Here is a 26,882-nt window from a genome sequence, read left to right on the forward strand (position 1 = left end):
ATACCTCGAATTCTTATCCGCCTCGTGATCCGAACCACCGCGTCTCCGCTGCCGTCCGCCCCGTCTGGCGCCCCAGCAGTGCGTCTCAGCGCCGCCGGTAGAGGGGGTTCTAAGGTTACTGAGGCAAAGCCGCAAGCAGAAAGTTGAGAAAAGATGAGATTTCGGGGAACTTTTCGGCAAGATGCTGAAATGGCGTGCTAATTTTCCGCATCTAACGCGCCGGAGTTAGCCTCCCCTGCCCTATCTTAGCCGACAGCTTCAACGCGGGCCCATGAAACGACCGCGATTCACGGGATCACAGGGCAAAATCGGCGACTCGCAGCACAGGCCCTACCCCTCCCCTGCATCCCCCTCCGCCCGACTGAGCGGAAGCGGCTCTTTGAAGGTGAGCGTGCGGTAGGGGAAAGGAATCTCCAGCCCTGCCTCGTCCAGCGCCCGTTTCACCGCGGTCACCACCTCATCCCGAGAGCGGCGCTGCTCGACCGGGGCTGAGCCTGTCCACCAAGTGACCTCGAAATTGATGGAGGACTCCCCGAACTCTTGGGCGAAGACCTGAATCGGATGCTCCCCCTGCTCTACCGTCTCGCAGCGCGCGACCGCTTCGGAGATCACCGCCCGCGCTTCACCCAGATCGACATCATAGGCCACTCCGCAGATCACGGTTTGCCTACGGTGCGTTTGATCCGTGCGCACATAGACGGGGTTCTTAAAGAGCATCGCATTGGGCACGATCACCAGCTGCCCGTCCGTCTGGCGGATATGGCTCTCTCTAATGGCGATATGGGTGACCTTGCCCTCGATCCCCTCGCATTCGATATGATCCCCCATGCGCATTTCCCGGCGAAAGAGGATGATGATCCCGGCGAGGAAATTCTCAAAGACGTCCTTGAAAGCGAAGCCGATGGCGACCGACCCAATGCCGAGCCCCGCCAGAATGCTGGCAGGCGTGAGCCCGGGAAAGACGATCACGGCCGCGATCATGATGCCGAAGACCCAGATGAGGATAGACGTCAAAAGGGTAAAGAGGTCCTGAAGGCTCGGGCGCAGCTTGGTCTTGGACAGGGTTTTGCCGACCAGCGACCGGCCAAGCGCGGCAATGGCCCAGGTTAATATCAATACGAGGGTTGCGACAGCGATCTGCGGCAAAAGTGCGATTGTATCTCGCGCCATCTCCATGATCTGGCGCCACATGATCCTGACTGGCTCCACCCTGCCCCTCCTCTGGCTTTCTGGTAGATTGCCGCAAAACCCATGCTGCGGCGAGTGTTAATTGCGCCCCGCTCAACGCGCCACCACTGGCCGTGTGACGATCGGAGGCTAGCTTAGGGCAAGGTTTAATCAGTTTGGAAAGGAGCCCGGCGCACCCGGCGTGACACTATGGACATCATTCGCATCATCATCGCTATCCTACTGCCCCCTCTTGGGGTGTTCTTGCAGGAAGGTCTGGGAAAGCACTTCTGGATTAACATTCTCCTGACCTTGCTGGGTTACCTGCCCGGGATCGCCCATGCGCTCTATATCATCATCAAAAGGTGAGAGCGCGGGCAGCAGCCCGAATAGAGAAAGCGCGCCTCCGGTAAGAGGCGCGCTTTTGCAATCAATCAGATAGTTTGTCCTTGGCGTCACCGACACCCTTTTGCACTTTGCCCTCGGCCTGATCGGCCTGACCTTCGTGCTTCAGGTCTTCGTTGCCCGTGGCATCGCCGGCTTCTTCTTTCAGTTTGCCACCGATGTCTTTCGCCTTGCCTTTTGCTTGGTCGTCATTTGCCATGGTTGCTCTCCTCTATCTGGGTAGGGGAACAACGTTGGGAAGGAGGCGCGGGTTCCGTTGTGAGGGAAATCACGCGCGTTGGGCAGCGAGGGTTACGGTCTGTCTGTTTTAGTAAAAATGGTGCCCGGGGGCGGAATCGAACCACCGACACGAGGATTTTCAATCCACTGCTCTACCCCTGAGCTACCCGGGCACGGGTCACCTCTTTCGAGGTCGGGTGAGCGGGTTCTAGGACCTGTGGCGCGGGGTGTCCAGCCCCATTTTGCCCTGAAACCCACTTCTTTTCAAAAAACGCAAATTTTCCTGTGTTAATGGGGCTTTGCGGGACGGTCTTGTGCCGCTTCGGCGGCGTCAATGGCGGCTTCCACGTCTTCGGGGTCGCGCGAGGGGACGGCGTAGCTGCCGTTGAACCAGCGGCCCAGATCGATGTCGGCGCAGCGGCGCGAGCAGAAGGGGCGATGCGCCTTGACGGTTTCGGCTTTGCAGATCGGGCAGCTCATCGGGCGGCCCCTGTCAGCACCTCCGCCAGCACCGGGCGCGCACGTTTGCGTTGCAGCTCGTAATGGCCCAGAGGCGTCCAGCCGACCAGCGTCGTATCCACGTCGTCGGCGCGGAAAGCAGCACGTAGGGCGCTTTCAAACGTCCGGCGGTCCTTCTTGGGCATGGGTGCAGGGTCGAGCGTGATTTGCCCGCCAAGCCCGCGCAGACGCAGGGCGCGGGGCAGCGCTTTGGCACAGGCCATATTGGCCTTCACCCCGGCGGCGAGCGAGGCATCGTTGCCGGTGTTCACATCGACCGCAACCAACGCGCGTGTCGGCTCCACAAAGATCGACGCGCCGCCGCCGAGCGGCACCTGCGCCGAGGCCACGCGGTCGAGCTCTTCCAGAACGCCGTGGTCGTCAAAACCACCGGCCTCGGTCACCACCTCGGCGGGCGCGGTCCAATCGCGCCAAGCGAGCAGATGCGGACCATCGCCTTCGCTCAGCACCTCCATCTGTTGCGCGTCATCATTGGCCACGGTATCCGCCAAGCTAAGCATATTGGCGATATCCTCGGCAATATCCTCGGCATCGGCCCCGGCGCAGGAGGACCGCAGGATCAGGCCCAGATCGGACCCGCCCGCCACCTCATGGGCGATTTCCAGCAGCCGGTCGCGCTCTTCCTCGTCCTTGATAGAGCGCGAGATGTTTAGCCCCGGCGCATCCGGCGTCACGATGGCATAGCGCGACTTGAAGAGCAGCTTATTGGTCACCGGGATCGCCTTGCCCGGCTCTGCATGGCCCGAGACCTGCACAAGAATCGTCTGACCGGGAGCCAGCCCCTTGATCTGCCGCAGAAACGCCGGGCCATCGGGGGTCTTGAGGAACATGCCCCCCTGCCCCTTGACCGGACGATCCGCAATCGCACGATAAACGGTGCCGACGCGCGGCCCGTCGCTGTCGATCAGAAAATCATCCAGCTTGCCGTCCACCATCAGGGCGGCGGCCTCGATATCACCGAGATGGTCGAGAATAATCGTACGGCCTTTCATGGCGTCCTTCCGTCAAATGGGTAGCCTGCGGCTTGCAGCAGGTTCGCAGCCTCTGCCAATGGCAGGCCGACAATTGCAGTGAATGACCCGCTGATCCAAGGGATCAACGCGCCCGCGGGGCCCTGAATGCCATAGCCGCCCGCCTTGCCGCGCCAATCGCCCGTGGCGAGGTAGCGGCGAATCTCGGGCTCGGACAGGGATTTCATTTTCACGCTGCTTTGTACATCGCGCTGCCACAACCTCTCGCCGCGCTTCACGGCGACGGCGGTGACCACCTTATGCCGACGGCCCGACATCAGCCGCAAAAAGGCTTCGGCCTCGGCCTCATCCTCGGGCTTGCCGAGAATGCGCCGCCCGAGCGCCACGGTGGTATCGGCGCAAAGCACGATATCCTCCGCCCCCGCGGGCACCGCCGCCACTTTCTCGCGCGCCATTCGGGCGCAATAGGGGCGCGGCAGCTCGGCCTTATGGGGGGTCTCGTCGATGTCGGGGGCGCGAATGGCATCGGGGGTCACGCCGATCTGGGCCAAAAGCTCCAACCGGCGCGGCGATCCTGATCCAAGAATGAATTGCATCTTATGGGCCTCTTTGCCTGAGGCCGGCGGCCCGGTCGGGGCCGCGCACGGCCCCGCCTGCGCCGCGCAACGCGCGAACGCGGTGCCGCTTACTTGAAGCGATAGTTGATCCGACCCTTGGTCAAATCATAGGGTGTCATTTCCACCTGAACCTTGTCGCCAGCCAGAACACGGATGCGGTTTTTCCGCATCTTGCCTGCCGTATGCGCGATGATCTCATGGCCGTTTTCCAGCTCGACCCGAAACGTCGCGTTAGGCAGGAGTTCCTTCACGACACCGGGAAATTCGAGCGTATCTTCCTTGGCCATGGTCTCTCCTTGAGCACAAAACCCTCCAAAACGAGGGCGCAGGCTTAAATGGGCGCATTTTCGCGCTTTTTCAAGGGGGATTCAGCGCAAAGCGACGTTTATCGCCTTTCCGTCGCGGCCAATCTGGTCTTGCCAGTCCCTTCGGTTAAGCACGATGCCATCCGCGCGCACCTCGGCGACCTGCGCCAAATCGGCGTCCGCCACGGTCCAGCCGGGGGCGTTAACCTCGCGCATGCCCAAAATCCCCGTGGGCGGGAAGCCGCGATCCGGGGGGCAGAAAATCCCGCCCGCACCATAGGATTGCCCCAAAGCCTCGGACCAATCGGCCTTGCCCACGACCGAAGACATGGCAGTGATACACTGATTCTCAAGCGCCCGCGCCATGGAGCCGATGCGCACGCGCCAATAGCCCGCGAGCGTTTCGGTCACACTGGGCACACAGATCACATCACATTCCGCCAGCGCACGGCCCAGCAAGGGAAACTCGCTGTCATAGCAGATGAGTACCCCGATCTTGCCAATCGCCGTGTCAAAGACCTGAAGCGCATTGCCCCCGATCACGCCCCATTCCTCACGCTCGAAACGGGTCATGATCTGCTTGTCCTGCACGCCGATCTGCCCCGAGGGCGTGATCAGACGGGCACGGTTGACCGGACGGCTCTCAGTCGCTGCGGGGCCAGAGCCTGCCACGATATGCACATTATGCTCGGCGGCGAGTTTCACATGCAGCCGGTCCGCCTCCTCAAGCTTGTCCGACACCGAAAAGAGCGAACGTTCCAAATCGCCCGCCACCTCGGCCCCGTCGAGCGTCGCCAGTTCCATCGCCGCATATTCAGGAAAAACCAGCAGTTCCGCCCCCTGCACCGCCGCCTCGGCGACCCAATGGGCCAGTTTGTCTTCGTACTGCGCCCATGATGTCAGAACATCGAGCGGATAGGCTGCTGTGGCGATTTTCATTCAAAAGGCTCCTCATTTTCGCGCAGTCTGCGCAGCTTTACCGGTAGCTTCAAGACGGGCGGCGTCGCTTTCATGGAACCGTCCGAGGGGCTGCCGCTTGCTTGGGCAAAGGCTTGACCTGACCCGCCCATGGTTTCACAAGTTCTGAAAGAGATTGGACCATATGCTGAACAAGGGCATCACCCTGCGGGGCATCGAAGTGTTTGAGGCGCTGGCGCGGAGCGGATCGGTGGCGCAGGCGGCCGAGGCCACAGGGCTCAGCCAGCCCGCCGTCAGCCAGCAGATGCGCAACCTCGAAGCGGCCATCGGCGCGGAACTGGTCGACCACACCCGCCGCCCCATGCGACTGACCCCAGCCGGGCAGATGTTCCTGCGCCGGGCCGAACAGGCGCTCAGCGAATTGCGCCAAGCGCAGAGCGAAGTCACGGTGATGGATCTGGCCCATCTGGAGGCGCTGAACCTCGGCGTGATCGACGATTTCGACGATGACCTGACCCCACGCCTTGCCACGATCCTTGGCGACAGCCTGACCGGATGCCGCTTTCGGATGATCACCGCAGGCAGCAATGAATTGGCCGGGGCACTGCGCGATAAAAGCCTGCATATGGCACTCTCGGCGCAGATCGACGAACCGATGGCGGGGGTTTTGGAATACCCGCTGGCCCGCGATCCGTTTATCCTCGTTACCCCCGCAGGCACCTCTGCCGATCCCGACGCCCTGCTGCGCGGCGCCACCGACCTGCCGTTCCTGCGCTATGCCGCCGATCAGTTGATCGCGCGGCAGATCGAGGCGCATCTTGCATCTGAGGGACACAACCTGCCCGCCCGCTTCGAGATTGGCAGCCATCTGGCGCTGATGGCCATGGTGGCACGCGGGATTGGCTGGGCGATGACGACGCCCTTGGGATACATGCGCGCCGCCCGTTTTCACGACCGCCTCGCCGCGCACCCCCTGCCCGCGGCGGCACAGGCCCAACCGCCTGCGCGCACCATCTCTCTCTTCGCGGGTGCGGAATGGTCCGGCCCCGTGCCGCGCGACATCGCCCAGACCCTGCGGCAGTTGATGCAGACCCATATGATCGCCCCCGCCATCGCGCAATTGCCCTGGCTGGCCGACGGCTTTCACCTGCTTGAAGACATGGACCCTATCGGAGAATAATGCCCCATGACCAAGATCGTGATCCTCACCGGCGCGGGCATCTCTGCCGAAAGCGGGCTTGAGACCTTCCGCGTCTCAGATGGCCTCTGGGCGCAACACCGGGTCGAAGACGTGGCGACGCCCGAAGGTTTCGCCCGCAACCCCAAACTGGTGGTCGACTTCTACAACGCGCGCCGCGCGCAGGCCGCCGAAGTGGCCCCCAACGCCGCGCACCGCGCCCTTGCTCGGCTGGAGGCCGAGTTGGACGGCGAGGTGGTGGTGATCACCCAAAACGTCGACGATCTGCACGAACAGGGCGGCTCGCGGCAGGTCATGCATATGCATGGCGCGCTCAAGGGTGCGCTCTGCGCCGCTTGCGACCACCGCTGGCCCGCGCCCATGGTCATGGCACCGGGCGATCCCTGCCCGGCCTGCGGTGCCCCCGCCGCGCGGCCCGATATCGTTTGGTTTGGTGAAATGCCCTATGAGATGGACGCGCTTTTCGATCATCTGGCCGAGGCGGATATCTTTGCCGCCATCGGCACATCGGGCAATGTCTACCCCGCCGCCGGTTTTGTCGCCGAAGCCCGCCGCGCCGGGGCGCATACGATAGAATTCAATCTCGAACGCTCCGCCGTGGGCAATCAGTTCGCCGAACATCGCATCGGGCCCGCCAGCCAGACAGTGCCGGAATGGGTGGCCGAAGTGCTTGAGGCGCGCCACTAGTTACCGGCGCGCCACGGGCCGTCAGCGCGGTTCGCTGCGCAACCCTTTGTAGATCGTGTAACACATCACCAGCATCAGGATCGCAAAAGGCACCCCCGTCGCGGTGACCCCGGCCTGCAGCGCCGACAACCCGCCGCCGATCAGCAGCACGATGGCGATCAACCCTTCGACGATGCACCAGAAGATGCGCTGCGGCACCGGGGCGTCAATCTTGCCCCCCGCCGTGATCGTATCGACAACCAGCGAGCCCGAATCCGAGGAGGTGACGAAAAACACCAGCGCCAGAAGGATCGCGATGGTCGACGCGATCTTGGTAAAGGGAAGTTCATTCAGCATCCCGAAAAGCGAGAGTTCCGGCGAATAGCTGTCGATCACATTGGCCTTGACCAGCGATGTCTCAGGGCTGGCAAGGATCTGGTCAATCGCGATGCCGCCAAAGACGCCCATCCAGATGAAGATGATCAGCGACGGGATCAACAACACGCAGATGATGAACTCCCGCACCGTGCGCCCGCGCGAGACGCGCGCGATAAACATGCCCACGAAAGGCGCCCAGGAGACCCACCAGGCCCAATAGAACGCGGTCCAACCCTCACGGTAGGAATCATCCTCCCGGCCGAATGGATTGGAGAGCGGGATGATCTCTTGCGTATAGGCCAACAGACCGGTCCAGAACCCGTCGAGCCCCACCAGCGTCGGGCCGACGAAAAGCACGAAGAGGAAGAATAGGACCGCCACGATCATGTTCAGCTCAGACAGGATCTTTACCCCGCCATCCAGCCCGCGCCAGACCGACACCAGCGCCACGGCGGTCACCAAGAGAATGATGATCACCTGCACATTGGTCGAAATCTCGAGCCCGAAGGCGAAGTTGAACCCTGCATTGGCCTGCTGCGCGCCAAGGCCAAGCGATGTCGCGAGACCAAAGAGCGTCGCGAAAACCGCCAGAATATCAATGATATGCCCCGGCCAGCCCCAGACCCGATCCCCCAGCAGGGGGTAGAAGCACGACCGGATCGAAAAGGGCAGCCCCTTGTTATAGGTGAAGAGCGCCAAGGCCAGCGCCATGATCGCATAGACCGCCCAACCGTGCAGCCCCCAGTGATAAAAGGTCGCCGCAAGACCCATGGCGCGGGCAGCCTCCACATTCTCGGGGATGATCGACCCATCCTCGGCAATCGGCAGGGGCACCCCCAGCGGGCCGGAGACGTTCATATGGTACACCGGTTCGAGCACGCCAAAGAACAACAGGCCGATGCCCATGCCCGCGGCAAAAAGCATGGCGAACCACGCCAGATAGGAATATTCCGGCACGGCCTCTTGCCCGCCGAGCCTGACCTTTGAAATCGGCATGAAGATCAGCGCGATGCAGAACAGAACGAAGATGTTCACGATGATCATGAACAGCCAATCCAGCTTGGTCGTGGCGAAATCACGAACCGCGAGGAAGACCACACCGGCCTGATCCGGGAAGAGCATGGTCAGCAGCACAAAGGCCACCGCCGTCAGGCCCGAGACCATGAAGACCGGGTTGTGAATGTCAAAACCCAAGGGGCCGAGGGAACCGTCGATATTGTCTTGGCCGACCTCGAAATCAGTCTCAATCTCATTCGTATCGGGTGGCGTAGTGGAACTGGACGTGCCGGGTGTGGGATCGGTCATGGAGTCTCCGATCTTGATGCACTGTCTGAACCCCGCTCGGCAGGTAGCATGGTCAGAACAACAATTGTCGGAAGATCAATTAGCGCGCATTTCCAAGGTTTCCCGAATTAAAACATGCCCCTGCGCAAGAAAATTACCCCGGGCCGCCACGGCCCTAGCCCCTGATAGGCCGGAAACCCTAACAAATCCCTAAGACCAAAACGAAAAAGGCCCCGATCCTTTCGGATCGAGGCCCCAATCTCTATGCGATAAGCCTTAGCTCAGCACATCGGCAGTCGCGCTGGATTTCGCGATGGCCTTTTTGATTTTCAACGCGTTGTCGGACAGTTCAACGTCCTTGGCTTTCGCCAGGAACTTGTCCAGACCACCACGGTGGTCAACGCTGCGCAGGGCTGCGGCAGAGATGCGCAGCTTGAACGCGCGGCCCAGTGCTTCGGACTGCAACGACACGTCGTTGAGGTTCGGCAGGAACCGACGGCGTGTACGGTTGTTGGCGTGGCTTACGTTGTTGCCCGTCATCGGGCCTTTTCCGGTCAATTCGCAACGGCGCGACATGGGTTCATCCTTTTGCTGTTGTGTCCTTCCAGCGATCCGGAAACACACATAACGTGGGGGCCGCGCAGAGCCGACCCTGAATTGGTTCGCTGGCTTTAAGGGGAATCGCGGTAGCCGTCAACCCGATGCGCGGGACTTGGCCATATTTCCTGCACCCGCCGCCGATCGCGTCAACCGCCCCGCCCCTGCGCCGCCTTTGCTACGCTGGTTTTTGCCGCTCGGGCCAGAGTTTCCTTTGCATCCCCCCGATGGATTTGCGATGCAGACGCATGACCATACAGATGCGCGCCCTTTTCGTTCACCTTTTCACTGCCACCGGAGCAGTGCTGGCGATGCTCGCCATGCTTGCCGCCGTGGAAGAGAAATGGGACCTCATGTTTCTATGGCTGGTGATCGCCTTTTTCGTCGATGGCATCGACGGGCCGCTGGCGCGCAAATATGATGTAAAGACCAACGCGCCCGAGTTCGATGGCGTCTTGATGGATCTGATCATCGACTATCTGACTTATGTCTTCATCCCGGCCTTCGCGCTTTTCACCTCGGGGCTGATGGATGGCTGGAGCGGCTGGGCGATGATCATTATCATCACCTTCGCCAGCGTCATGTATTTCTCTGACACGCGGATGAAAACAAAGGACAATTCCTTTAAAGGTTTCCCCGGCTGCTGGAACATGCTGGTGCTGGTGCTCTTTGCCTTGCAACCCCAATGGTGGGTCAGCCTAATCGTGGTCACCATCCTTGCCGCGGCGATGTTTCTGCCGATCAAATTCGTCCACCCCGTCCGGACCGAGCGTTGGCGTCCCGTGACGCTGCCCATGGCGCTGGCATGGACCTTCTTTGCGGGCTGGTCCGCTTGGGTGAACTTCCACCCCGAAAGCTGGGCGCATTGGGGTCTGGTGATCACCTCTGTCTACCTGATCTGCGCCGGCGCCGCGCAGCAGCTGATCCCGTCGGGCGACGATTAACCCGCCATTGCTCCTCAAATCAACAGTCCCGCCGCGCCTTCATGGCGCAGCAGGGCGACCTTGGTCTCGACCCCGCCCGCGCCGCTGAAACCGGTGAGCCCCTTGGCGCCCATGACGCGGTGGCAGGGGATGAGGATCGGTATAGGATTGCCGCCGCAGGCCCCGCCCACGGCCTGCGCTGGCACGCCGAGGTCACGGGCGATCTCGCCGTAGGTGCGGGTGTGGCCGAAGGGAATGGCCGCGATGGCGGCGCAGACCGCGCGCTGGAAATCGCTGCCGGTGACGCGCAGCGGCAGGTCAAAGTGCTGACGCTGGCCTGTCGCGTATTCGTTAAGTTGGCGCAGTGCAGTGTCGAGCAGCACCGAGCGGTCTTGCCCCGCGGCCTGCCCCCAGCCGAGCGCCGTGATGGCGCCGTCTTCTTCAGTGACGATTAGATCGCCGAAGGGCGTGGAGAGAGAGGCCTGTTTCATCGCCCCACTCTGCGCCAGAAATCACGCCTGCGAAAGAGCGTTGAGGGCATCGCGCTCCCTGGGGGGCGATACGACCTATCTGGCGTGCAGATAGGCGCGTGAGACGCTGACCAAGCAAAGCGCGCAAACGCTGCAAAATCGCCCTCCGGGGGGAGGGAGGGCGATGCCCGTGGTTCCCACGGGCGGGACGCTTGACCAGGATTGCGCAAAAAGAAACGGGCGCCGGTTACCCCGACACCCGCAGCCCTCTTACTGAACGTGGCGGACTAGCCGCCAACGTTTCTCTGGCCCGAACTGTTCTGCAACGCCGTCACTTTCAAGCATTGCAAGGACCGTTCTAGAAATGTGTCCTACATGTTCAACATGTCCGCCATAGATGCCCAAACATTTTCCGACATCCACGTTTCTCAGTCCTTCTTCAGGGCCATTTTCGAGAACAGTTCTTACTGCTGCTTTCAATGCTGCCAGCGCCCCCTGTGCAGTTTCGAAAGCCTCATTAATAGTTTTCATGCTGTTTCCTCCGCCAATGCCTCACGAACCGCCTCATCACAGCGCCCGCAGACGCCGGGATATTCATGCGTGCCGACATCCGGCAGCACCTTCCAGCAGCGCTCGCATTTCGCGCCCTCGGCCTTTTCAAACACCACGGCCACGCCGTCGGTCTCGGGCATCCGGAAAGCCTCGGCAGGTGCTGGATCGCCGGTCACGGTGATGTCGGAGGTGATGCTGACATCCTCGAAGGACACGCTCTCCAACGCCTCGCGCTGCGCCGCGTCGTCGACATGTACCACGGGGGCCGCCTCGAGCGAGGCGCCGATGACCTTCTCGGTCCGCTGCACTTCGAGCGCTGCGGTCACCACCCGGCGCGCGGCGCGGACCTTGGCCCATTTCGCCGCCAGTTCCGGGTTCAACCATGCTTCGGGCGTCTCGGGCATGTCGACCAGATGCACCGAGGAGTCGTCGCCCGGGAAGCGCTCCAGCCAGACTTCTTCCATGGTGAAGACCAGCACCGGGGCCAGCCATGTGGTCAGACGGTGGAAGAGGATATCCAGCACCGTCCGCGCCGCGCGGCGGCGCAGGGTGTCGCCATCGCAGTAAAGCGCGTCTTTGCGGATGTCGAAGTAGAAGGCCGAAAGATCGACGGTGGCAAAGGTGAAGACCGCTTGGAACACGCCTTGGAAGTCGAAACGCGCAAAACCGTCGCGCACCACCTTGTCGAGTTCCGCCACCCGGTGCAGCACCCACTGCTCAAGTTCCGGCATCTCCGCCGGGTCCACGCGGTCCGCCTCGGAGAAGTCACTCAGCGCGCCCAGCATGTAGCGCATGGTGTTGCGCAAGCGGCGATAGCTGTCGGCCACGCCTTTCAGGATCTCGTCCCCGATGCGCTGGTCGGCGGTGTAATCGGTCTGCGCCACCCAGAGCCGCAGGATATCGGCGCCATACTGCTGCACGATCTTTTCGGGCACGATGGTGTTGCCGATGGACTTGGACATTTTCATGCCCTTGGCGTCCAGCGTGAAACCATGGGTCACAACATTGCGGTAGGGCGCGCGGCCGGTGGTGCCCACGGATTGCAGAAGCGAGGAATGGAACCAGCCACGGTGCTGGTCGGTGCCCTCCATGTAGACGTCCGCAATGCCGTCCTCAGTCCCGTCCTCGCGGTCGCGCAGGGTGAAGGCATGGGTCGAGCCGCTGTCGAACCAGACGTCGAGAATGTCGGTTACCTGATCGAACTTCGTCGGGTCGACGATACCTTCGAGGAACCGCTCCTTTGCGCCCTCGGCATACCACGCATCCGCGCCCTCGGCCTCGAAAGCCTCGACGATGCGCTGGTTCACCTCTTCGTTGCGCAGCAGGAAGTTCTCGTCCGTGGGCGCGACGCCCTTGCGCACGAAACAGGTCAGCGGCACGCCCCAGGCGCGTTGGCGGCTCAGCACCCAGTCGGGCCGCGCCTCCATCATCGAATAGAGCCGGTTGCGGCCGGATTTCGGCACCCAGTTGACCTTGTCGATGCAGGTCAGCGCACGCTCGCGGATGGTCTTGCCGTTCTGGTCCAGACCGTCGCCCACCTCCTTGTCGATGGCGGCGAACCACTGCGGCGTGTTGCGGTAGATCACCGGCGCTTTAGAGCGCCAGCTGTGCGGATAGCTGTGCTTGATCTTGCCGCGCGCCAACAGGCCGCCGACCTCCACGAGCTTGTCGATGATGGCGCTGTTGGCGTTGCCCTCCTTGCCGTTCGGCTTGAGGATCGCCTTGCCACCGAAGAACGGCAGATCGTCGCGGAAACGGCCATCTTCCATGACGTTGTAGGTGATGACCTGCGGCAGCATGCCGAGATCACGGTAGAGCTCATATTCCTCCAGACCGTGCGAGGGCGCGCAATGCACAAAGCCCGTGCCCTCGTCCGAGGTCACGAAATCGGCGGCACGGAAATCGCGCAGATCGTCCCATTCGCCGTTTGCCCCTTCGGCCCCGGCCAGCGGGTGCTGAAGCGAAATCTTGGCCAACTCATCATTGCTCACGCCGCGCACCCGGCGCCACATGCCATCTTCCAGCCGCGCCCGGCCCAGCACGTCGGCGGCCAGATCGTCGGCCAAGAGGTAACGGTCGCCCACATTGGCCCAGCATTCCTCGGGCGTGACGGTAACCTCGTAAAGGCCGTAGGAGATGCCCTCGCCGTAGACCACGGCCTTGTTCGAGGGCATGGTCCAAGGCGTGGTGGTCCAGATCACCACCTTGGCGCCATCCAACTCGCTGTCGGTGCCCACGACGTTGAACTTGACCCAGACGGTGAAGCTTTCCTTGTCATGATACTCGACCTCGGCCTCGGCCAGCGCGGTCTTCTCGACCGGCGACCACATCACGGGCTTGGAGCCTTGGTAGAGCGTGCCGTTCATCAGGAACTTCATGAATTCCTCGGCGATCACCCGCTCGGCGTGGAAATCCATGGTCAGATAGGGATTTCCCCAATTGCCGGTGATGCCAAGGCGTTTGAACTCCTCGCGCTGCACGTCGACCCATTTGGCGGCGAAGTCGCGGCATTCAGCGCGGAATTCGTTGATCGGCACCTGATCCTTGTCGCGGCCCTTCTTGCGGTACTGCTCTTCGATCTTCCACTCGATCGGCAGGCCGTGGCAGTCCCAACCGGGGATGTAGCGCGCGTCATAGCCCATCATCTGGTGGGAGCGCACGATCATGTCCTTGATAGTCTTGTTCAGCGCGTGACCGATGTGCAGGTTACCGTTGGCATAAGGCGGGCCGTCATGCAGGGTGAAAGGCTCCCGCCCCTCTTTCTCGCGCAGGCGGTCATAGACGCCGATCTTCTCCCAGCGTTCCAGCCAGCCGGGCTCGCGCTTGGGCAGTCCGGCGCGCATCGGGAAATCGGTTTTGGGCAGGTTCAGCGTGGCTTTGTAGTCGGGGGTCTCGGCGCACATGGGGGGCGTCCTTTAGGCATTTGGGGGGTTATTCAATCTCGGTCGGTGCGAATGGCTCAAGCACCTCGGCCCGGCGTCTCAACTGCTTAGAGCGCCGGGAATATAATTCGAATAATGATCGCGGTGAGGCGTGTCATGGGCCCGCTTATAAACAGCCCCCCCTGCCCCGACAAGCCCCGGAAGACGCGCGACAATCGGGCTGAAAACACTGCCAGAGTCGCCGCCCGCCGGACTTAACATTTTTTATGATCCCCGGCCTTCGCTTGAATTTTTCGGCGAAAACAGCATCATAAGGTATTCGACAAAGCTTTATTTCCGCGGGCTCCGTTTTGGGGAACCCGCGACAATTCTAATGGGCAGAAAGACCTGCGTGTGACCATCAAAGACACCTTTTATCACGATATGGCCGTAAAACCGTCGGGCATGGTCGACCATCTAAGCGGCGCGCAATGGGCCAAGCTTGCCCCGCTGATGACCCAGCACAAGCGTTTCACGCCCGGAACCGTGATCAGTCGCAGGGGGGATTTTCTGGATCACAGTCTGTTGCTGCTCGATGGGTTGATCGCCCGCAGCGTGCCGCGCGGACAGCGTGCCCGCAGCACCTTCGTCGCCCTCCAATTCCCCGGCGAGTTTGTCGATCTGCACGCCTTCCCGCTGAAGCAACTCGACCATGATGTGATCTCGCTGACCGATACCCATGTCGCCATCATCTCGCATGAGCCACTGCGCGAGTTGCTCAATGGCGATGTTGAGATGGCCCGGAAACTCTGGCTGATGACCTTGGTCGATGCCTCCATCCACCGCCATTGGGTGATGCGCAACAGCGCCATGCGCGCGCTGGCGCGGGTGGCGAATTTCCTGAGCGAATTCGATGCCCGCATGACCGCTGCGTATGGGATGGAGCGTCAGAGCCTGCCCTTCAGCCTGCGCCAGACCGATATCGCCGATGCCACCGGCCTCACCTCGGTCCATGTCAGCCGCACCCTGCGTGAGCTGCGCGAACATGGCTGCTGCGCCGTGACGGGCGGCAAACTGCTGATCCACGACCGCGCGGGGCTGCATAAGGTCGGCCAGTTCGAGCCTGCCTACCTCTATATGCCCCAAGCCGAAGCGGCGCTTTAGCCCGCCTCTGCCAGAGGCTGGGGCGCACCTTCCACCTGCAAAGCAATCGCCGGATAGGTTTTACACGGCAGCGCGACATCCCTCTGCGCCCGGACCGCGTGATAGAGCCGTTCGAACTTCGTCACCATCGCCTGCGCATCAAAGAGCCGTGCCACACGGGCGCGGGGCACATCGGCGGGGATATCGCGCGCCTGTAGCAGGGCCTGCGCCAAGGCATCCGCGCTATCCTCAGCCGCGATGACACCCGCCTCGCCAAGCACCTCCTCAACTGCGCCATGCGGGGTCGCGGCAACGGGCAAGCCCGTCGCCATCGCCTCCACGGCGGCAAGGCCAAAGGGTTCCTCCCACTGCGGGGTGAAGAGCGCCACCGAGGCCCGCCCATAGGCCGCCCCAAGCGCCGCTGTTTCCAGATGCCCGACATAGGCCACATCGCCATAAAGATGCGGTCTTACCAGATCGTTAAAGTAATCCCGATGCTCGACGACGCCGTAGATGCGCAGGGGCACCCCTGCGATCTGCGCCGCCTCTGCCGCCAGATGGGTGCCCTTGGTCGGGGTGATCCGCCCCGCCCAAACGGCGCTGCCATCCCCCGGCCCGACTTGCGGCCATTCGTCAAGGTCGATCCCGTTGTGCACCACATGCGCCGTGTCGGGCGCGCCCTCGGGCCACCAGATGCCGCGCTGCCGGGCCGAGACGACGGAGGACAGATGCCAAGGCGCCGCCCCATCCATCAGCGCACTGCGCAACACTTTGAAGGGCGGGATGTGCAGCGAGGTCACCATCGGCAGCCGTTCCGCCCGCGACAGGCGCGGCAGGAAGCGGTGCAGCGCGTTGTTGTGCACCACGTCAAAGCCGCCTTCCAGCAAGAGCCGCGCGGCGCGGGCATAGCAGGCGTCGAGATGGTCGTTCAGCGCGTCGGTGCCGTGAAAGTCATGCCATGGAAAACGCGCGTCGTAATGCGCGTCACAGATCGGCAGCAGCTTCACCCCCGGCGGCAGGCTCGCCGCGCTGTCTTCGCTGGCCAATAGGGTCACCTCATGCCCGCGCTCGGCCAAGATCCGGGCAAGACCGTGGGTAAACGCCTCCATCCCGCCCTTGAAGGGGGCGGCGATGGGGTGGCGAATATGGCCGACGATGGCGATGCGCAGGGTCATTCCGCCGCGATCCGCTCTTCGCCGCGCAGATAGCGCAGCACCCGCGCGGTATTGGCGTAAGGCTGGTCCGACTGCTGCTCGCAAAGCGCGAAGTCATCCGCATCCGGCTCGCGCAGCTGCACCAGCGCGTCTCCGTCGCTCCCCACCAGCCCCATGAGGCGAAAGGCGGTGAGCCAATGGTTCATGGTACGGTGCCCCCATTTGTCGGCGAAAATCTCGGTATTGCGCAGGATCGAGGGGATGTGGTGGATCGGCGGCATGCAATGCGGGTGATGCTGGTGAAAGACCTTCGCGCCCTTCGCCCAGTGGATCGGCACGCCGCGTTCGTCCAACTCACGGCCAAAGTCGGTATCCTCACCTCCGTAGCCGGTGAAACGCTCGTCAAACCCGCCGGAGCGGTCCCAATCTTCGCGGTGGATCGCAAAGTTCAGCGACCAGAAGCAGCGGTAATCGTTGCAGCGTTTCAGCCCCTCGGCGGGCGGCCCCTGACGGTCGGAATGGCGCACGGCAACGGCCTCCAGTTTGGGATAGCTCCAACCTTCGGTGGCGGTTCCGGCGGGGAGGTAGTTGACCTCGCCCATGATCAGCCCGTTGCCCGGCACCGCATAGCCCATATAGTCGGCGATTAGCTCCGGCGCGGGGATGCAATCGACGTCGAGGAAGACCAAACAATCGCCCCTGGCCTCTGCCGCGACGGTATTGCGCGCGCGTGACAGCGGCAGTTCGCTACCCGTCACCTGCACCTGCCGGATCGGGAAATCGGTCTGCGGCAGGTCGTCGTAAAGCCTGTCCTGCATGACCCCGATCACAAGCTCATCCGGCTGGCGGGTCTGACGGGTCAGGCCAAGGATCACATTGCGCAGATGCGCCGCCCGCCCCCGCGCGAGCGTCAGCGCGCTAACTGTGGTATTTTCAGGCACGGATGGGGTGAACGACGTCATGTAAGTCTCCGGTAATTCTGGGTGTTTCAGATAGCAACTGATCGGTGAGGCCGATCAGCCAATTGGCCGTCTCTACGGCGGCATCCTCGTTGACCAAGGCCCGCTGCAGGGCGGGGTCATGGGCATCGAAGGTATCTTGGATCGCGCGGCGCCATGCTGCGGCGGAAGACGGGAAATGCGGCAGGTGATGCGCTGCCCCCGCCCGCGCCAGCGCCTCGGCCTTTTCGACCTGTTCGTCGAAATAGCGCCACTCCGGCACGGCGAGCCACGGGGTCTCTGCCGCTAGGATCTGGTGGCAGGTGGTGTTCCCGGTCGAGGCCACGACCATATCCGCCGCCGCCAGATAATCCGCCGCGTTTTCGACCCAGCCGTGATGGCGCAGGTTGGCAGGCTCGGTGGCATGCCAATCGCGTGCCATGCGCCCGATGGTGATGAAAGCCGTCTCGGGCATCGCCCGCGCCGCGATGCCGAAGGGGGCGGAGGCGAAACCCGTGCCGCCCCCGCCCGACATGACCAGCACCATGCGCTGCTCTGGCCCGACGCCAAGCCTCTCGCGCAACCTGTCCCGCCGCGCGGGATCGGGGCGTTTCACATCGACGCCCAAGCCCCCGGCGAAATGCGTCTTGGCCATATGCCGCGCGGGCCAGTCCGGCTGCGCCAGCGCCTTGGCGGCGGGACAAAGCAACCCGACCGCCCCGTCATAGGCCGCCTGATGCCCCGGATCACCGCGCTGACCATGTTGCAGCACTTTCACATGCGGCACCGAACAAAGCCGGGCAAGCTGCGCCACCTCAGCCGAGACGTCGCTGATCATCAACACCGGATTGGCGCTGGCGAACCAAGCGGCAAGTTGCGCCATGGCCTGCCGGATGCCGGGCCAGCCAAGCGGCGCGCAATGCACCATATCCGGCGCGCTGGTGGTGTCGTTGATGTCCTCGGCCCCCGTCGCCTCGAAAAGCGATGGCAGGGTGATGACTTCCACCGCCCGGGTGAAGGCGGGGAAAATGTCCGGTTTCGCGCAGAAGACGGTCACCGGCTGGCTCTCGGGCAGCGCGTTGACCACCGCGGCGCAGCGTTCAGCATGGCCCCGGCCCTGATGGTGGACGAAGTAACCGATGGGCCGCGTCATTGCGCCACCATCTTCACGGGCGGCTCCATCGCGTTGAGGGCAAAACCGAAGGTTTCCAACCCCTCCAAGACCCCAGCCGCATGGGCCGCGCGGGCGTGGTAGAGCCGTCTGCCGCTCAGACGTTCGCGCAGCCCGTCCATCGCATTGCCGACTAAGATGCCCCGGCCCGGACCATCTTCCACCGCCTGCAACATATCGAAATCATTGCCACTGTCCCCGGCCACCACGACCCGGTCCATCGGCATGCCCAACCGCCGCGCGGCGGCACAGACCGCAGGTCCCTTGCCCGCCGCCAAGGGCAGAACATCGATCAGCCGCCCATGCGAGGCCACGATCTGCGCCGCAGCACCGCGCCGCGCCAGATGCCGCTCCACCCGGCGCGCGGTGCGCATGTCGCCGAAACCGCTGAGCTTCCACCGCCGCTGCTCAACCGGCGCTTGCCAGTTAAAGCCGAACTCCTTCAGCGCCCGCTCCACCCCGGCCCGGTCCCATCCGGCGTCAAGCTTTTGGGCGAAACGCTCATCCAGACACAGCCGCCCTTCGGCATCGGGCAGATAGACCTCGGTCCCGACAGAGGTGATGAAGACGCGCGGGCTGGGCAGGTTCCAATCGCGCAGGATACGGCGGGCCTCCGGCAGGCTGCGCCCCGTGGCCACGGCAAAAAGCGGTCGGTCCCGGGCGATCCAAGCGTTGAACAGGGCGGCGGATGGCGCGCAGCCCGTGAGCGTGTTGTCGATATCGCTCGCCAACAGGACGGGCGCTTGCGTCGGCAGTGGCGCGACGTGGCGGATATCTTCGCAGATATGCTGCACCTCTTCGGCCCATTTCGACCAGTCGTAGCGCCCAACATTGGCACGCCCGGCTTCCGATGCCTCAGTCCAGAATGCGCGATCGTCCAACAGCTTCAACAGCGCCGCCTCGATGGCCGCGCCATCGCAGGGCGGCACACAGAGCCCATGACCGAGGTCCGCCACGATATCGGCAGGCCCGCCTTCACGCGTGGCCACCACCGGCAGGCCATGCGATGCCGCCTCCAACATGGTCAGGCCAAAGGGCTCATGCAGTGCGAGGTTAACAAAAACCCCACCGGTCTGCGCCGCGCGGTCGTAGAGGGCCGCCACATCGCCCTGCGTATGGCTCGGCGGCAGCGCTACTTTGCCGCGCAGTTCCGGCACCTCCAACGTCTCCCGCAGGCGGATCAACTCCGCGCGGGCCTCTGCATTCGCCTGAAGCGCATCGCCATGCTGTCCAGCGAGGATCACAAGGTTCGCCCGCGCGTGCAAAGCGGGGCTTTGCGCATAAACCCGCGCCAAAGTCGCAAGGTTCTTGCGGGCCACGGGGCGCGCCACGGCGAGCAGCGTTGGGCGGTCGGGGTCGCTCAACTGACCGGCCAAGAGCGCACGGCCCGCCCCGGCCTCAGCCGGGCGGCGCAGCGATACGCCCGGAGAGACGCGGTGCACCCGCGCCTGCGCATCCGCCCCATAGGCCGCGACCTGCACCTCGGCCTCATCGCGCGAAGACAGCACTACCGCATCGGCCTCCAACAGCGCGCGCCGTTCCGCCGCGACGCGGGCGGCGTCCACCTTAGTTCCTGACTTGCTCAAAGCCAGCGAATGGGGGGTATAGATCACCGGAATGCCGAACCGAGCACGCGCCGCCAGCGCCAATTGCGCCGCATCGGCGAAATGCGCGTGGATCACATCCGGCAACCGTTTAGCCTGCGCCAAGTCCTCAAGGAACGCCTCAACCAGCGCGGGGATTTCCGCGGCGAGGTTTTCCTTGCTCAGATACCCCCGCTCCGCCGTCCAGAGCCGCCGGATCGACAGGCTGCGGCTGACCTGCTGCTCGGTCTGGGCATGCACGGCCCCAAGGCTCGGTTCATCGAAAGCACGGGTCACGATCTGTACCGCATCCACATCGCCCCGCACCGCCTGCGCGCGGGCCGCCCCCAAGATATAGGCGATGTGACCGCCGGTATCTTCGGTCACGCCATAGTTGACAGACGGCGCCGTGAGGCAGCCCCCGAGGGCAATGTGGCAAATGAACATGAATGGGTCTCCTTATGGGGGGGTGACCCCTCTCACGGCCCATCCGTTCCGATAACAAATGTTAATGCATACATCGCTGGACAGCGCGGTTGGACGTCCTAGCTGCCTGCCATTGAACCCCGCCTCTCTCTCCCCCAATCAGAGCCGTCGTGATGCCCTCAGAAATCCCCCCGCGCTACCTGTTCATCGGCGGGCTGCACCGCTCTGGCACCTCGCTGGTCAACCGCTTGGCCAATGCCCTGCCCGGCGCGGGCGGCATCACCGGATCGGCGGCGCCCGAGAATGAGGGGGTCTACCTGCAAGGGGCCATTCCCCATACGGCGCAATCCGGGCGGCCCATGCATTTCGCGACCAACCCTGAGGAACATCTGACCGAGGCGCATCCGCTCAACAGTTTGGAGACGAAGACCCGGCTGGCACAGGATTGGGCGCCATGGTTTGCTCCGGACCTGCAATGGCGGGTTGAGAAGTCGCCGGTGAACCTGACCCGTATGCGGCTGATGCAGCACCTCTTTCCCATGTCGCAATTCATCGTCGTCCTGCGCCACCCCGAGGCCGTCGCCGCCTCGGTCGCGTCATGGGTCGATGCCCCGGCGCAGGCGTTGATCGACCATTGGATCGCGGCACAGGCGCAGATGCTGGATGACCTGCCCTATCTGCATGCGGTGATGGTTCTGCGTTATGAGGATATCGTCGCCGACGCCCCCCGCGCCCTGCGCCAGATCGCGCGTTTTGTGGACCTGCCCGAGGCAGCATTGCCCGAAGGCATTGCAGACGGAAATCAAACCTACGCCGGGGCCAGGCAGATGACGAAGGCACAGACGGCTGAGGCCGCGCGGTGGGGCTATGCCCCTGGGTTGCAGGTCTCGCCTTGGCCCGGCCTGATCCAGCACCCGCTGCGCGCGGTGCGCGAAGCAGTCGAGGCAGCGTGATCGGTTAACCCTCGCCGAGCACCCCGGTCAGCGCGCGTTTGATGATGCCCCGCACGCCGGGGCGTTTCTCGCGGGCAAAGGGCAGCGGGCGGCAGACCTCGATGGCGGCCACGCCAACGCGCGCGGTCAGCGCCCCGTTCACCAGCCCCTCGCCGAAACGGCGGCTCAGCTTGGCGACGATGGACCCGCCCAAGAGTGGCTCGATCAGATCATCCCCCACGGCCACGGCCCCCGTCGCCACCAGATGCGACAGCACCGCGCGGGCCAGCCGCCACGAGCCGAAAAAGCCCGAGCGCCCGCCATAGATTTCGGCGATGCGTCGGATCATGCGCAGGTTGCTGCTAAGGGCCGCGGCGACATCGGTCAGCGCCAGAGGCACCAGCGCGGTCACGGCGGCGACTTGCCGGGCGGCGGCCTCGACCTCGCGGGTGGCGGCACGGTCCAGCGGGGCCAGAACCTCGCTCTCAGCCAGCCCCAGAAGCGCTTCGGCATCGAATTGATCGCCCCGCAGCTCCGTCAGCCGGTCGCGGCCCCAGCGGGTATCCTCACGGTGTTTGTAGAGCGCCTCAAGCCGGTCCGTGACGCTGCGCGCGGCGGTCAAATCCCCCTGCGCCAGCGCTTCGCCCGCGTCATGGCGCAGCCCGTCGAGCCGCGCGAGCCGTCCGAAGGCCGCCATCTCGCGCAGCGACAGCAAGAGCAGCACCAGCAGGAACGCCCCGATCAGCAGCGTCATCGCCCAACCCAGCAGCGGGTAGCGCGCCATCAGGTCTGTGACAAAAGTCCAAGCCGCGATCGACACCAGCGCCGTGACCAATGCCCCCGCCAGCGCCCAGAACAGCCGCACCAAGCGCGACGGTTTGCGCGCGGCAAGCCGGGCGGCGATCTGCATCGCTTGGCCCTTGGGCGGTGGAGCCTCGACGTCCAACTCGGGCACCGCCGGCGCATCGGCGACCGAGGGCTGCGGCTTGGTGTCTTCTTCAAGGTCGAACAGGATCGGTCCGCGGGCCATCAGGCGGCCTCCCTTTGCCAGTGCAATGTCAAATCGGGCAGCCCTTCGTCATTGGCGCTGCCATCGCTGCGCGCGGTCTCGGCAAACCCGTGTTGGCGGTAGAAGGCGATGGCCCGGGCATTGGCCTGAAAGGTCCAGCAGGTCAGCGATTTATGCCGCGTCTTTAACGCGCCCAAAAGCGCCGAGCCGATGCCCTGCCCCCGCGCCGATTGCGCCACGAATAGCGCATCCAATGCGCCGCCCTCGCAGGCCGCGAAACCGGCCACGCGGCCCTCCCGCTCGGCCACCGTGACCCAGCCCCGGGCGATCATCGCATCCGCATGGGCGATATCCTCGGCACCGGTATGAATGCGCGGCAACCACGCTGTGTTTCGGGCGAAATCGCTCATGATGCCGCCCACGGCGCCTGCGTCGAGAGGCTGCGCCGGGCGCAGGGTGGCCGGGCCTGTCACAACCGCACTCACAGCCGATCCCCAATCAGGAATTCCGCCGCGCGGTCAAGCCGGATATGCGGCGGCCCATCGCCGGGGCGCAGGTCCAACACGGCCGGGGCAAAGCGCATGATCTGATAATCCGCCCCCAGCCATTCCTGCGCGCCCTGCCGTGCGGGGGTCAGCAGATGGGCCGGGTCTTCGGGCAGTTCACCGGGATAGAATGCCGCCTGCCGCCCGCGCGTCTCATCCTCGTTCAAAAGCGTGCCGCGCACCACGTCGAGCGACTCTCCCCCATGGGTCATCACGTCTTCGGTCGTGGCGCGCAGGCTGGCGATGGCCATGGCCCGCGTGCCCGCCCCCGCATATTGCGCCCGGTCCCGCGCCTCACGGATCAGCGCCTGCATGATCCCGCTCAGCCGGGGGTGCTGGCTGTGGTGGAGATGGTCGGCCTTGGTCGCGGCAAAGAGGATTTTCTCGACCCGTTTGCCCCGCAAGAGGGTGGTCAGAAAGTTGTTCGTCCCCGGCCGGAACGCGCCCAAAATATCGGCCATGGCGCCGCGCAGGTCTTCGACCGCCTGCGGCCCTTGGTGGATCGCGCCAAGCGCGTCGACCAGCACCACCTGCCGGTCAATGCGCGAAAAGTGATCGCGGAAGAAGGGCTGCACCACCTGTTTCTTATAGGCCTCGAACCGCCGCGCCATTTCGCGGATCAGCGATTTGCGCGGCGCGCCTTCCGATCCCGGCAGCGGCGCAAAGGTCAGCACCGGCGATCCGGCGAGATCACCGGGCAGCAGGAACCGCCCCGGCGTGCAGTCGGAATAGCCATTAGCACGGGCGGTTTGCAGATAGTCGGCAAAGCTGTCGGCAAGCTTGCGGGCCCTAGTTTCCTCCAACTCCGCATGAGGATCGGTCTGCGCGGCCAGCGCGCGGTAGCCCGCCGCCTCTTCACGCGACGCGATGCGTTCAATGACTTGCGCCGACCATTCGGCATAGGTGACATCCATCAGCGCCAGATCTAGCAGCCATTCGCCGGGGTAATCCACGATATCCAGATGCAAGGTGCGCGGCCCTTGCAGACCTGCCAGCAACCCATTGGGCCGCACCTTGAGCGAGAGCCGCAGTTCCGAAATCGCCCGCGTGCTTTCGGGCCAATGGGGCGTCTTTCCGGTCAGCGCGGCAAGGTGGGTCTCATACTCGAACCGGGGCACGGTATCGTCGGGCTGGGGCTGCAGAAACGCCGCCTCGATCCGCCCCTCAGAGGCCGCGAGCAGCCCCGGCATCCGCCCCCGGTCCAGCAGGTTGGCCACCAGCGAGGTGATGAAAACCGTCTTGCCCGAACGCGCAAGCCCCGTGACCCCGAGCCGGATTACCGGCTCGAAAAACGTCTCGCCCACCGTGTCGGTGACATTCTCAAACTGCCGCCAAATCCCGTCGGCAATGCCTGTGATACCCAAAGCTGCGCCCGTCCTTCTTTCTTTGGCCTCAACATAGGGTCGGCAGGCAGGGATTGCCAGAAGCGCCCGCCCGCGCTAAGGCCCCGGTCATGCCCAGATATGCCCTGAAAATCGAATACCACGGCGCGCCCTTCAACGGGTGGCAGCGTCAGGTTGACCAGCCCACAGTGCAAGGCGCGATCGAGGCCGCTTTGGCCAAGCTGGAACCCGGTGACCACACCATCGCCGCCGCCGGGCGCACCGATACCGGGGTGCATGGGCTGGCGCAGGTTGCGCATTGCGACATGGCCCGCGATTGGTCGCCCTTCCGGCTCGGCGAGGCGCTGAACTATCACCTCAAGCCGCAGCCCATCGCGATCACCGATTGCGTGCTGGCGCCCGAGGATTTTCACGCCCGCTTTTCGGCGCTTGAGCGGCGCTACCACTTCCGCATCCTCAGCCGCCGCGCCCCGGCGGTGCATCAAGCGGGGCTGGTCTGGCAGATCAAACACCGCCTAGATGTCGCGGCCATGCAGGCAGCGGCGGATCTTTTGGTGGGCAAGCATGATTTCACCACCTTCCGCTCGACCGTTTGTCAGGCGGAAAGCCCGGTGAAAACGCTCGATCGGTTACAGGTCTCGCAGGTCGAGACCATGGCCGGGACGGAGTATCATTTCGACGTGCGCGCGCGGTCCTTCCTGCACAACCAGGTGCGCAGTTTCGTCGGTTCGCTCGAGCGTGTCGGCGCGGGGTCATGGAGCGTGGCGGATATGGGTGCAGCACTTGCGGCGAAGGATCGGGCCGCCTGCGGGCCAGTCTGCCCGCCGCAGGGGTTATACTTGGCGCATGTGAGCTATCCGGTGGACCCGTTCGCTAAGGCGTGACGCGGACCATCGCCTGCCCGCGGGGTGGCGATACTTCAGTCGGTTCATGCCACTTTATCGTGCAGCCTAGGGGCGCGTTACCCAGAGGGCACCGCCCTTGGCGAAATCGCCTCCCCGACCGGGCGGGCAGGCGATGGTCCGGCGCCTTCGGCTTGTTTCCGGACCTATAAGCCCTCTTACGGCAGAGGCGTCCACGTCCCGTGAAACTTGCCCTCTTCGCTTATCCGCTCAAACCCATGTGCGCCAAAGAAATCGCGCTGCGCTTGGATCATATTCGCCGTGCCGCGCGCCCGGCGCATGCTGTCATACCACGCCAGCGCCGCCGACAGCGCGGGCAGCGCCACGCCCAACAATGCGCCCGCCGCCACGACCCGGCGCAGCGCCGGAATGCTCTCTTCCAAACGTTTGCGCATGGCGGGGGCGAGGATCAGATGCCCACCGGGCAATTCGCCCCGGAAGGCATCGGCAAACTCGTCCAGCAGCGCCGAGCGGATGATGCAGCCTGCCCGCCAAATCTCGGAGATCCGCGCCATGTCGAGCGACCAGTCAAACTCCTCCGATGCCGCCGACAGGATGCGAAAGCCCTGCGCGTGGCCAATGATCCGCCCTGCCAAAAGCGCCATTTCCAGATCCGCCACCTCGGGCAGCGGCGCGTCCTGCACACCTTCGGGCAACAGCGGCTCGGCCATTTCGCGCACAGACTTCACGCTCGACCATCCACGCGCGCCGACGGCGGCTTCGATGGTATTGGCCGATTGCCCCATCTTGAGCGCTTCGATCAAGGTCCAGCGCCCGGTGCCCTTTTGCCCAGCCTGATCGCGGATCACATCGACCATCGGCGTCCCGGTCTGGGTGTCGACCGACAAAAGCGCCGCGGCCGAGACTTCGATCAGATAGGAGTTCAGCGGCCCTTTGCGCCAGTCGGCAAAGAGGTTGCCAATCTCAACCGCGCCCTGCCCGCCCGCATCGCGCAGCAGGCCGTAGACTTCGGCGATCATCTGCATGTCGGCATATTCGATGCCGTTATGCACCGTTTTGACAAAATGCCCCGCCCCGTCGGGGCCGAGATGCGCCACGCATGGCGTGCCCTCAAATTGCGCGGCAATCTTCTCGGCCATCGGTTTGAACTGGGTCCAGGAATGCGCGCTGCCGCCGACCATCATCGACGGGCCATTGCGCGCCCCGGCCTCACCACCCGACACGCCCATGCCGACGAAATGCAGCCCCGTGCCTTCGAGTTCGGCACTGCGGCGGCGGGTATCGTGGAAATCGGCGTTGCCGCCGTCGATCAAAGTGTCGCCCTCATCCAGCAGCGGTTTGATCGCCTCGATCATCGCATCGACCGGCGCGCCGGAGGGGATCATGAAAAGAATGCTGCGCGGGCGGGCGATGGCGGCAACGAAATCCTCAAGCCGCTCCGTCCCGATCAGGCGCTCGGCCAGCGGTCCGGCCTCGTCAAGGAACGGCGCGATCCAGTCCGCCTCCCGGTTGCTCACCGCCACGGTAAATCCACTGTCGGCCAAATTCAGCGCCAGAGCCGAGCCCATGGTCCCCAGACCGTATACCCCGATATCGGCGCCTGCGCCCTGCGCCGCGCCCCCATCCGCCTGCGTGCCAGTTGCCATAACGATCATGCCTCATTTCTAGCCTGTCATACTGCCAAGCCCGCCTATCCGGCAGGCCGCAGTTTGATTTGCGTTCGGG

General features: G+C 63.9%; 27 protein-coding genes and 1 tRNA gene. 7 read left to right on the forward strand and 21 right to left on the reverse strand.

All coding sequences use genetic code 11. The features are described 5' to 3' along the window. Window positions 1-330: 330 nt before the first annotated feature. A complete protein-coding gene (locus ACGYK4_RS09340; protein ID WP_394419827.1) occupies window positions 331-1,191 on the reverse strand; it encodes a mechanosensitive ion channel family protein in 861 nt (286 codons plus the stop codon). Window positions 1,192-1,377: 186 nt separating this feature from the next. Between ACGYK4_RS09340 and ACGYK4_RS09345 the strand changes: the two genes are divergently transcribed. Beyond that, window positions 1,378-1,536 carry a YqaE/Pmp3 family membrane protein gene (locus tag ACGYK4_RS09345; RefSeq protein WP_394432322.1) on the forward strand — a complete coding sequence of 53 codons (159 nt, stop codon included), beginning with the start codon at window positions 1,378-1,380 and terminating at the stop codon, window positions 1,534-1,536. 61 nt (window positions 1,537-1,597) lie between these two features. Here ACGYK4_RS09345 and ACGYK4_RS09350 read toward each other — a convergent pair whose 3' ends face one another. From ACGYK4_RS09350 to ACGYK4_RS09380, 7 genes are all read right to left on the reverse strand, one after another. Then, a complete protein-coding gene (locus ACGYK4_RS09350) occupies window positions 1,598-1,771 on the reverse strand; it encodes a CsbD family protein (RefSeq protein WP_082852044.1) in 174 nt (57 codons plus the stop codon). A 118-nt stretch (window positions 1,772-1,889) separates the two neighbouring features. Further along, a tRNA-Phe gene (locus tag ACGYK4_RS09355) sits at window positions 1,890-1,964 on the reverse strand. A gap of 115 nt (window positions 1,965-2,079) precedes the next feature. Further along, window positions 2,080-2,271, reverse strand: coding sequence for a DNA gyrase inhibitor YacG (locus ACGYK4_RS09360; RefSeq protein WP_067268003.1), 192 nt, complete (start codon window positions 2,269-2,271; stop codon window positions 2,080-2,082). Next, the gene (locus tag ACGYK4_RS09365) at window positions 2,268-3,302 is read right to left on the reverse strand and encodes a ribonuclease E/G (protein ID WP_394456147.1); all 1,035 of its coding nucleotides are present in this window, start codon (window positions 3,300-3,302) and stop codon (window positions 2,268-2,270) included. The genes ACGYK4_RS09360 and ACGYK4_RS09365 overlap by 4 nt, the downstream gene beginning before the upstream one ends. Next, window positions 3,299-3,877: a Maf family protein gene (locus tag ACGYK4_RS09370; RefSeq protein WP_394456149.1), complete on the reverse strand. Its 579-nt coding sequence runs from the start codon at window positions 3,875-3,877 to the stop codon at window positions 3,299-3,301. Before ACGYK4_RS09370 ends, ACGYK4_RS09365 begins: the two co-directional genes overlap by 4 nt. 89 nt (window positions 3,878-3,966) lie before the next feature. After that, window positions 3,967-4,185: a translation initiation factor IF-1 gene (gene infA / locus ACGYK4_RS09375; protein ID WP_005978431.1), complete on the reverse strand. Its 219-nt coding sequence runs from the start codon at window positions 4,183-4,185 to the stop codon at window positions 3,967-3,969. A gap of 81 nt (window positions 4,186-4,266) precedes the next feature. Then, complete coding sequence (locus tag ACGYK4_RS09380) at window positions 4,267-5,142, reverse strand: carbon-nitrogen hydrolase family protein (protein ID WP_394456151.1); 876 nt, start codon at window positions 5,140-5,142, stop codon at window positions 4,267-4,269. Between the two features lie 163 nt (window positions 5,143-5,305). Here ACGYK4_RS09380 and ACGYK4_RS09385 point away from each other — a divergent pair, with 163 nt between their 5' ends. Together ACGYK4_RS09385 and ACGYK4_RS09390 are read left to right on the forward strand one after the other, a co-directional pair. Continuing rightward, a complete protein-coding gene (locus tag ACGYK4_RS09385) occupies window positions 5,306-6,301 on the forward strand; it encodes a LysR family transcriptional regulator (protein WP_394456153.1) in 996 nt (331 codons plus the stop codon). A gap of 6 nt (window positions 6,302-6,307) precedes the next feature. Beyond that, on the forward strand, window positions 6,308-7,006 hold the full coding sequence (locus ACGYK4_RS09390) for an NAD-dependent deacylase (protein WP_394456155.1): 699 nt from the start codon (window positions 6,308-6,310) through the stop codon (window positions 7,004-7,006). 21 nt (window positions 7,007-7,027) lie between these two features. Here ACGYK4_RS09390 and ACGYK4_RS09395 read toward each other — a convergent pair whose 3' ends face one another. Both ACGYK4_RS09395 and rpmB read right to left on the reverse strand, forming a co-directional pair. Next, window positions 7,028-8,668 carry a BCCT family transporter gene (locus tag ACGYK4_RS09395; RefSeq protein ID WP_394432313.1) on the reverse strand — a complete coding sequence of 547 codons (1,641 nt, stop codon included), beginning with the start codon at window positions 8,666-8,668 and terminating at the stop codon, window positions 7,028-7,030. A 255-nt stretch (window positions 8,669-8,923) separates the two neighbouring features. Continuing rightward, complete coding sequence (gene rpmB, locus ACGYK4_RS09400) at window positions 8,924-9,223, reverse strand: 50S ribosomal protein L28 (RefSeq protein ID WP_067268014.1); 300 nt, start codon at window positions 9,221-9,223, stop codon at window positions 8,924-8,926. A 269-nt stretch (window positions 9,224-9,492) separates the two neighbouring features. On the opposite strand from rpmB, the gene ACGYK4_RS09405 reads away from it, so the two are divergent. Next, window positions 9,493-10,188 (forward strand): CDP-alcohol phosphatidyltransferase family protein, encoded by a 696-nt coding sequence (locus ACGYK4_RS09405; protein WP_394401360.1) that lies wholly within the window; start codon window positions 9,493-9,495, stop codon window positions 10,186-10,188. A 14-nt stretch (window positions 10,189-10,202) separates the two neighbouring features. Here ACGYK4_RS09405 and ACGYK4_RS09410 read toward each other — a convergent pair whose 3' ends face one another. The 3 genes from ACGYK4_RS09410 to ileS form a co-directional block, all read right to left on the reverse strand. Then, a complete protein-coding gene (locus ACGYK4_RS09410) occupies window positions 10,203-10,658 on the reverse strand; it encodes a methylated-DNA--[protein]-cysteine S-methyltransferase (RefSeq protein ID WP_394456157.1) in 456 nt (151 codons plus the stop codon). Window positions 10,659-10,907: 249 nt separating this feature from the next. Beyond that, window positions 10,908-11,168: a hypothetical protein gene (locus tag ACGYK4_RS09415; protein WP_394403065.1), complete on the reverse strand. Its 261-nt coding sequence runs from the start codon at window positions 11,166-11,168 to the stop codon at window positions 10,908-10,910. After that, entirely contained in the window at window positions 11,165-14,092 is a 2,928-nt protein-coding gene (gene ileS / locus ACGYK4_RS09420) for an isoleucine--tRNA ligase (protein ID WP_394432305.1), read from the reverse strand. The genes ACGYK4_RS09415 and ileS overlap by 4 nt, the downstream gene beginning before the upstream one ends. 372 nt (window positions 14,093-14,464) lie before the next feature. On the opposite strand from ileS, the gene ACGYK4_RS09425 reads away from it, so the two are divergent. Then, window positions 14,465-15,214, forward strand: a complete 750-nt coding sequence (locus tag ACGYK4_RS09425; RefSeq protein WP_394456160.1) for a Crp/Fnr family transcriptional regulator — start codon at window positions 14,465-14,467, stop codon at window positions 15,212-15,214. Here ACGYK4_RS09425 and ACGYK4_RS09430 read toward each other — a convergent pair. From ACGYK4_RS09430 to ACGYK4_RS09445, 4 genes are read right to left on the reverse strand one after another with little or no spacing between them, the layout of a single operon-like run. After that, window positions 15,211-16,368, reverse strand: a complete 1,158-nt coding sequence (locus ACGYK4_RS09430) for a glycosyltransferase (protein WP_394456162.1) — start codon at window positions 16,366-16,368, stop codon at window positions 15,211-15,213. The two genes, ACGYK4_RS09425 and ACGYK4_RS09430, sit on opposite strands and share 4 nt — an antisense overlap. Beyond that, the gene (locus ACGYK4_RS09435; RefSeq protein WP_394432299.1) at window positions 16,365-17,309 is read right to left on the reverse strand and encodes a glycosyltransferase family 2 protein; all 945 of its coding nucleotides are present in this window, start codon (window positions 17,307-17,309) and stop codon (window positions 16,365-16,367) included. The genes ACGYK4_RS09430 and ACGYK4_RS09435 overlap by 4 nt, the downstream gene beginning before the upstream one ends. Then, entirely contained in the window at window positions 17,281-18,438 is a 1,158-nt protein-coding gene (locus tag ACGYK4_RS09440) for a glycosyltransferase (RefSeq protein WP_394456164.1), read from the reverse strand. Before ACGYK4_RS09440 ends, ACGYK4_RS09435 begins: the two co-directional genes overlap by 29 nt. Beyond that, window positions 18,435-20,486, reverse strand: coding sequence for an HAD-IIB family hydrolase (locus ACGYK4_RS09445; protein ID WP_394456166.1), 2,052 nt, complete (start codon window positions 20,484-20,486; stop codon window positions 18,435-18,437). Before ACGYK4_RS09445 ends, ACGYK4_RS09440 begins: the two co-directional genes overlap by 4 nt. Window positions 20,487-20,638: 152 nt before the next feature. Between ACGYK4_RS09445 and ACGYK4_RS09450 the strand changes: the two genes are divergently transcribed. Continuing rightward, entirely contained in the window at window positions 20,639-21,418 is a 780-nt protein-coding gene (locus tag ACGYK4_RS09450) for a sulfotransferase family protein (protein ID WP_394456168.1), read from the forward strand. Between the two features lie 4 nt (window positions 21,419-21,422). Here ACGYK4_RS09450 and ACGYK4_RS09455 read toward each other — a convergent pair whose 3' ends face one another. Genes ACGYK4_RS09455 through ACGYK4_RS09465 form a run of 3 tightly spaced genes read right to left on the reverse strand, consistent with a single transcriptional unit; the run spans window position 21,423 to window position 24,315 of the window. Next, the gene (locus ACGYK4_RS09455) at window positions 21,423-22,427 is read right to left on the reverse strand and encodes a YcjF family protein (protein WP_394456170.1); all 1,005 of its coding nucleotides are present in this window, start codon (window positions 22,425-22,427) and stop codon (window positions 21,423-21,425) included. Then, complete coding sequence (locus tag ACGYK4_RS09460) at window positions 22,427-22,891, reverse strand: GNAT family N-acetyltransferase (protein ID WP_322329318.1); 465 nt, start codon at window positions 22,889-22,891, stop codon at window positions 22,427-22,429. Before ACGYK4_RS09460 ends, ACGYK4_RS09455 begins: the two co-directional genes overlap by 1 nt. Further along, window positions 22,888-24,315, reverse strand: a complete 1,428-nt coding sequence (locus ACGYK4_RS09465) for a YcjX family protein (RefSeq protein ID WP_394456172.1) — start codon at window positions 24,313-24,315, stop codon at window positions 22,888-22,890. Before ACGYK4_RS09465 ends, ACGYK4_RS09460 begins: the two co-directional genes overlap by 4 nt. Window positions 24,316-24,404: 89 nt before the next feature. Between ACGYK4_RS09465 and truA the strand changes: the two genes are divergently transcribed. Next, window positions 24,405-25,178 (forward strand): tRNA pseudouridine(38-40) synthase TruA, encoded by a 774-nt coding sequence (truA, locus tag ACGYK4_RS09470; protein ID WP_322329316.1) that lies wholly within the window; start codon window positions 24,405-24,407, stop codon window positions 25,176-25,178. Between the two features lie 176 nt (window positions 25,179-25,354). On the opposite strand, the gene gndA is transcribed toward truA, so the two are convergent. Continuing rightward, window positions 25,355-26,803: an NADP-dependent phosphogluconate dehydrogenase gene (gene gndA / locus ACGYK4_RS09475; protein WP_394456531.1), complete on the reverse strand. Its 1,449-nt coding sequence runs from the start codon at window positions 26,801-26,803 to the stop codon at window positions 25,355-25,357. Between the last annotated feature and the right edge of the window lie 79 nt (window positions 26,804-26,882).

It is taken from the genome of Sulfitobacter sp. 1A13368 (genome assembly GCF_043557275.1).
In the GTDB taxonomy this organism is placed as follows: domain Bacteria; phylum Pseudomonadota; class Alphaproteobacteria; order Rhodobacterales; family Rhodobacteraceae; genus Sulfitobacter; species Sulfitobacter faviae.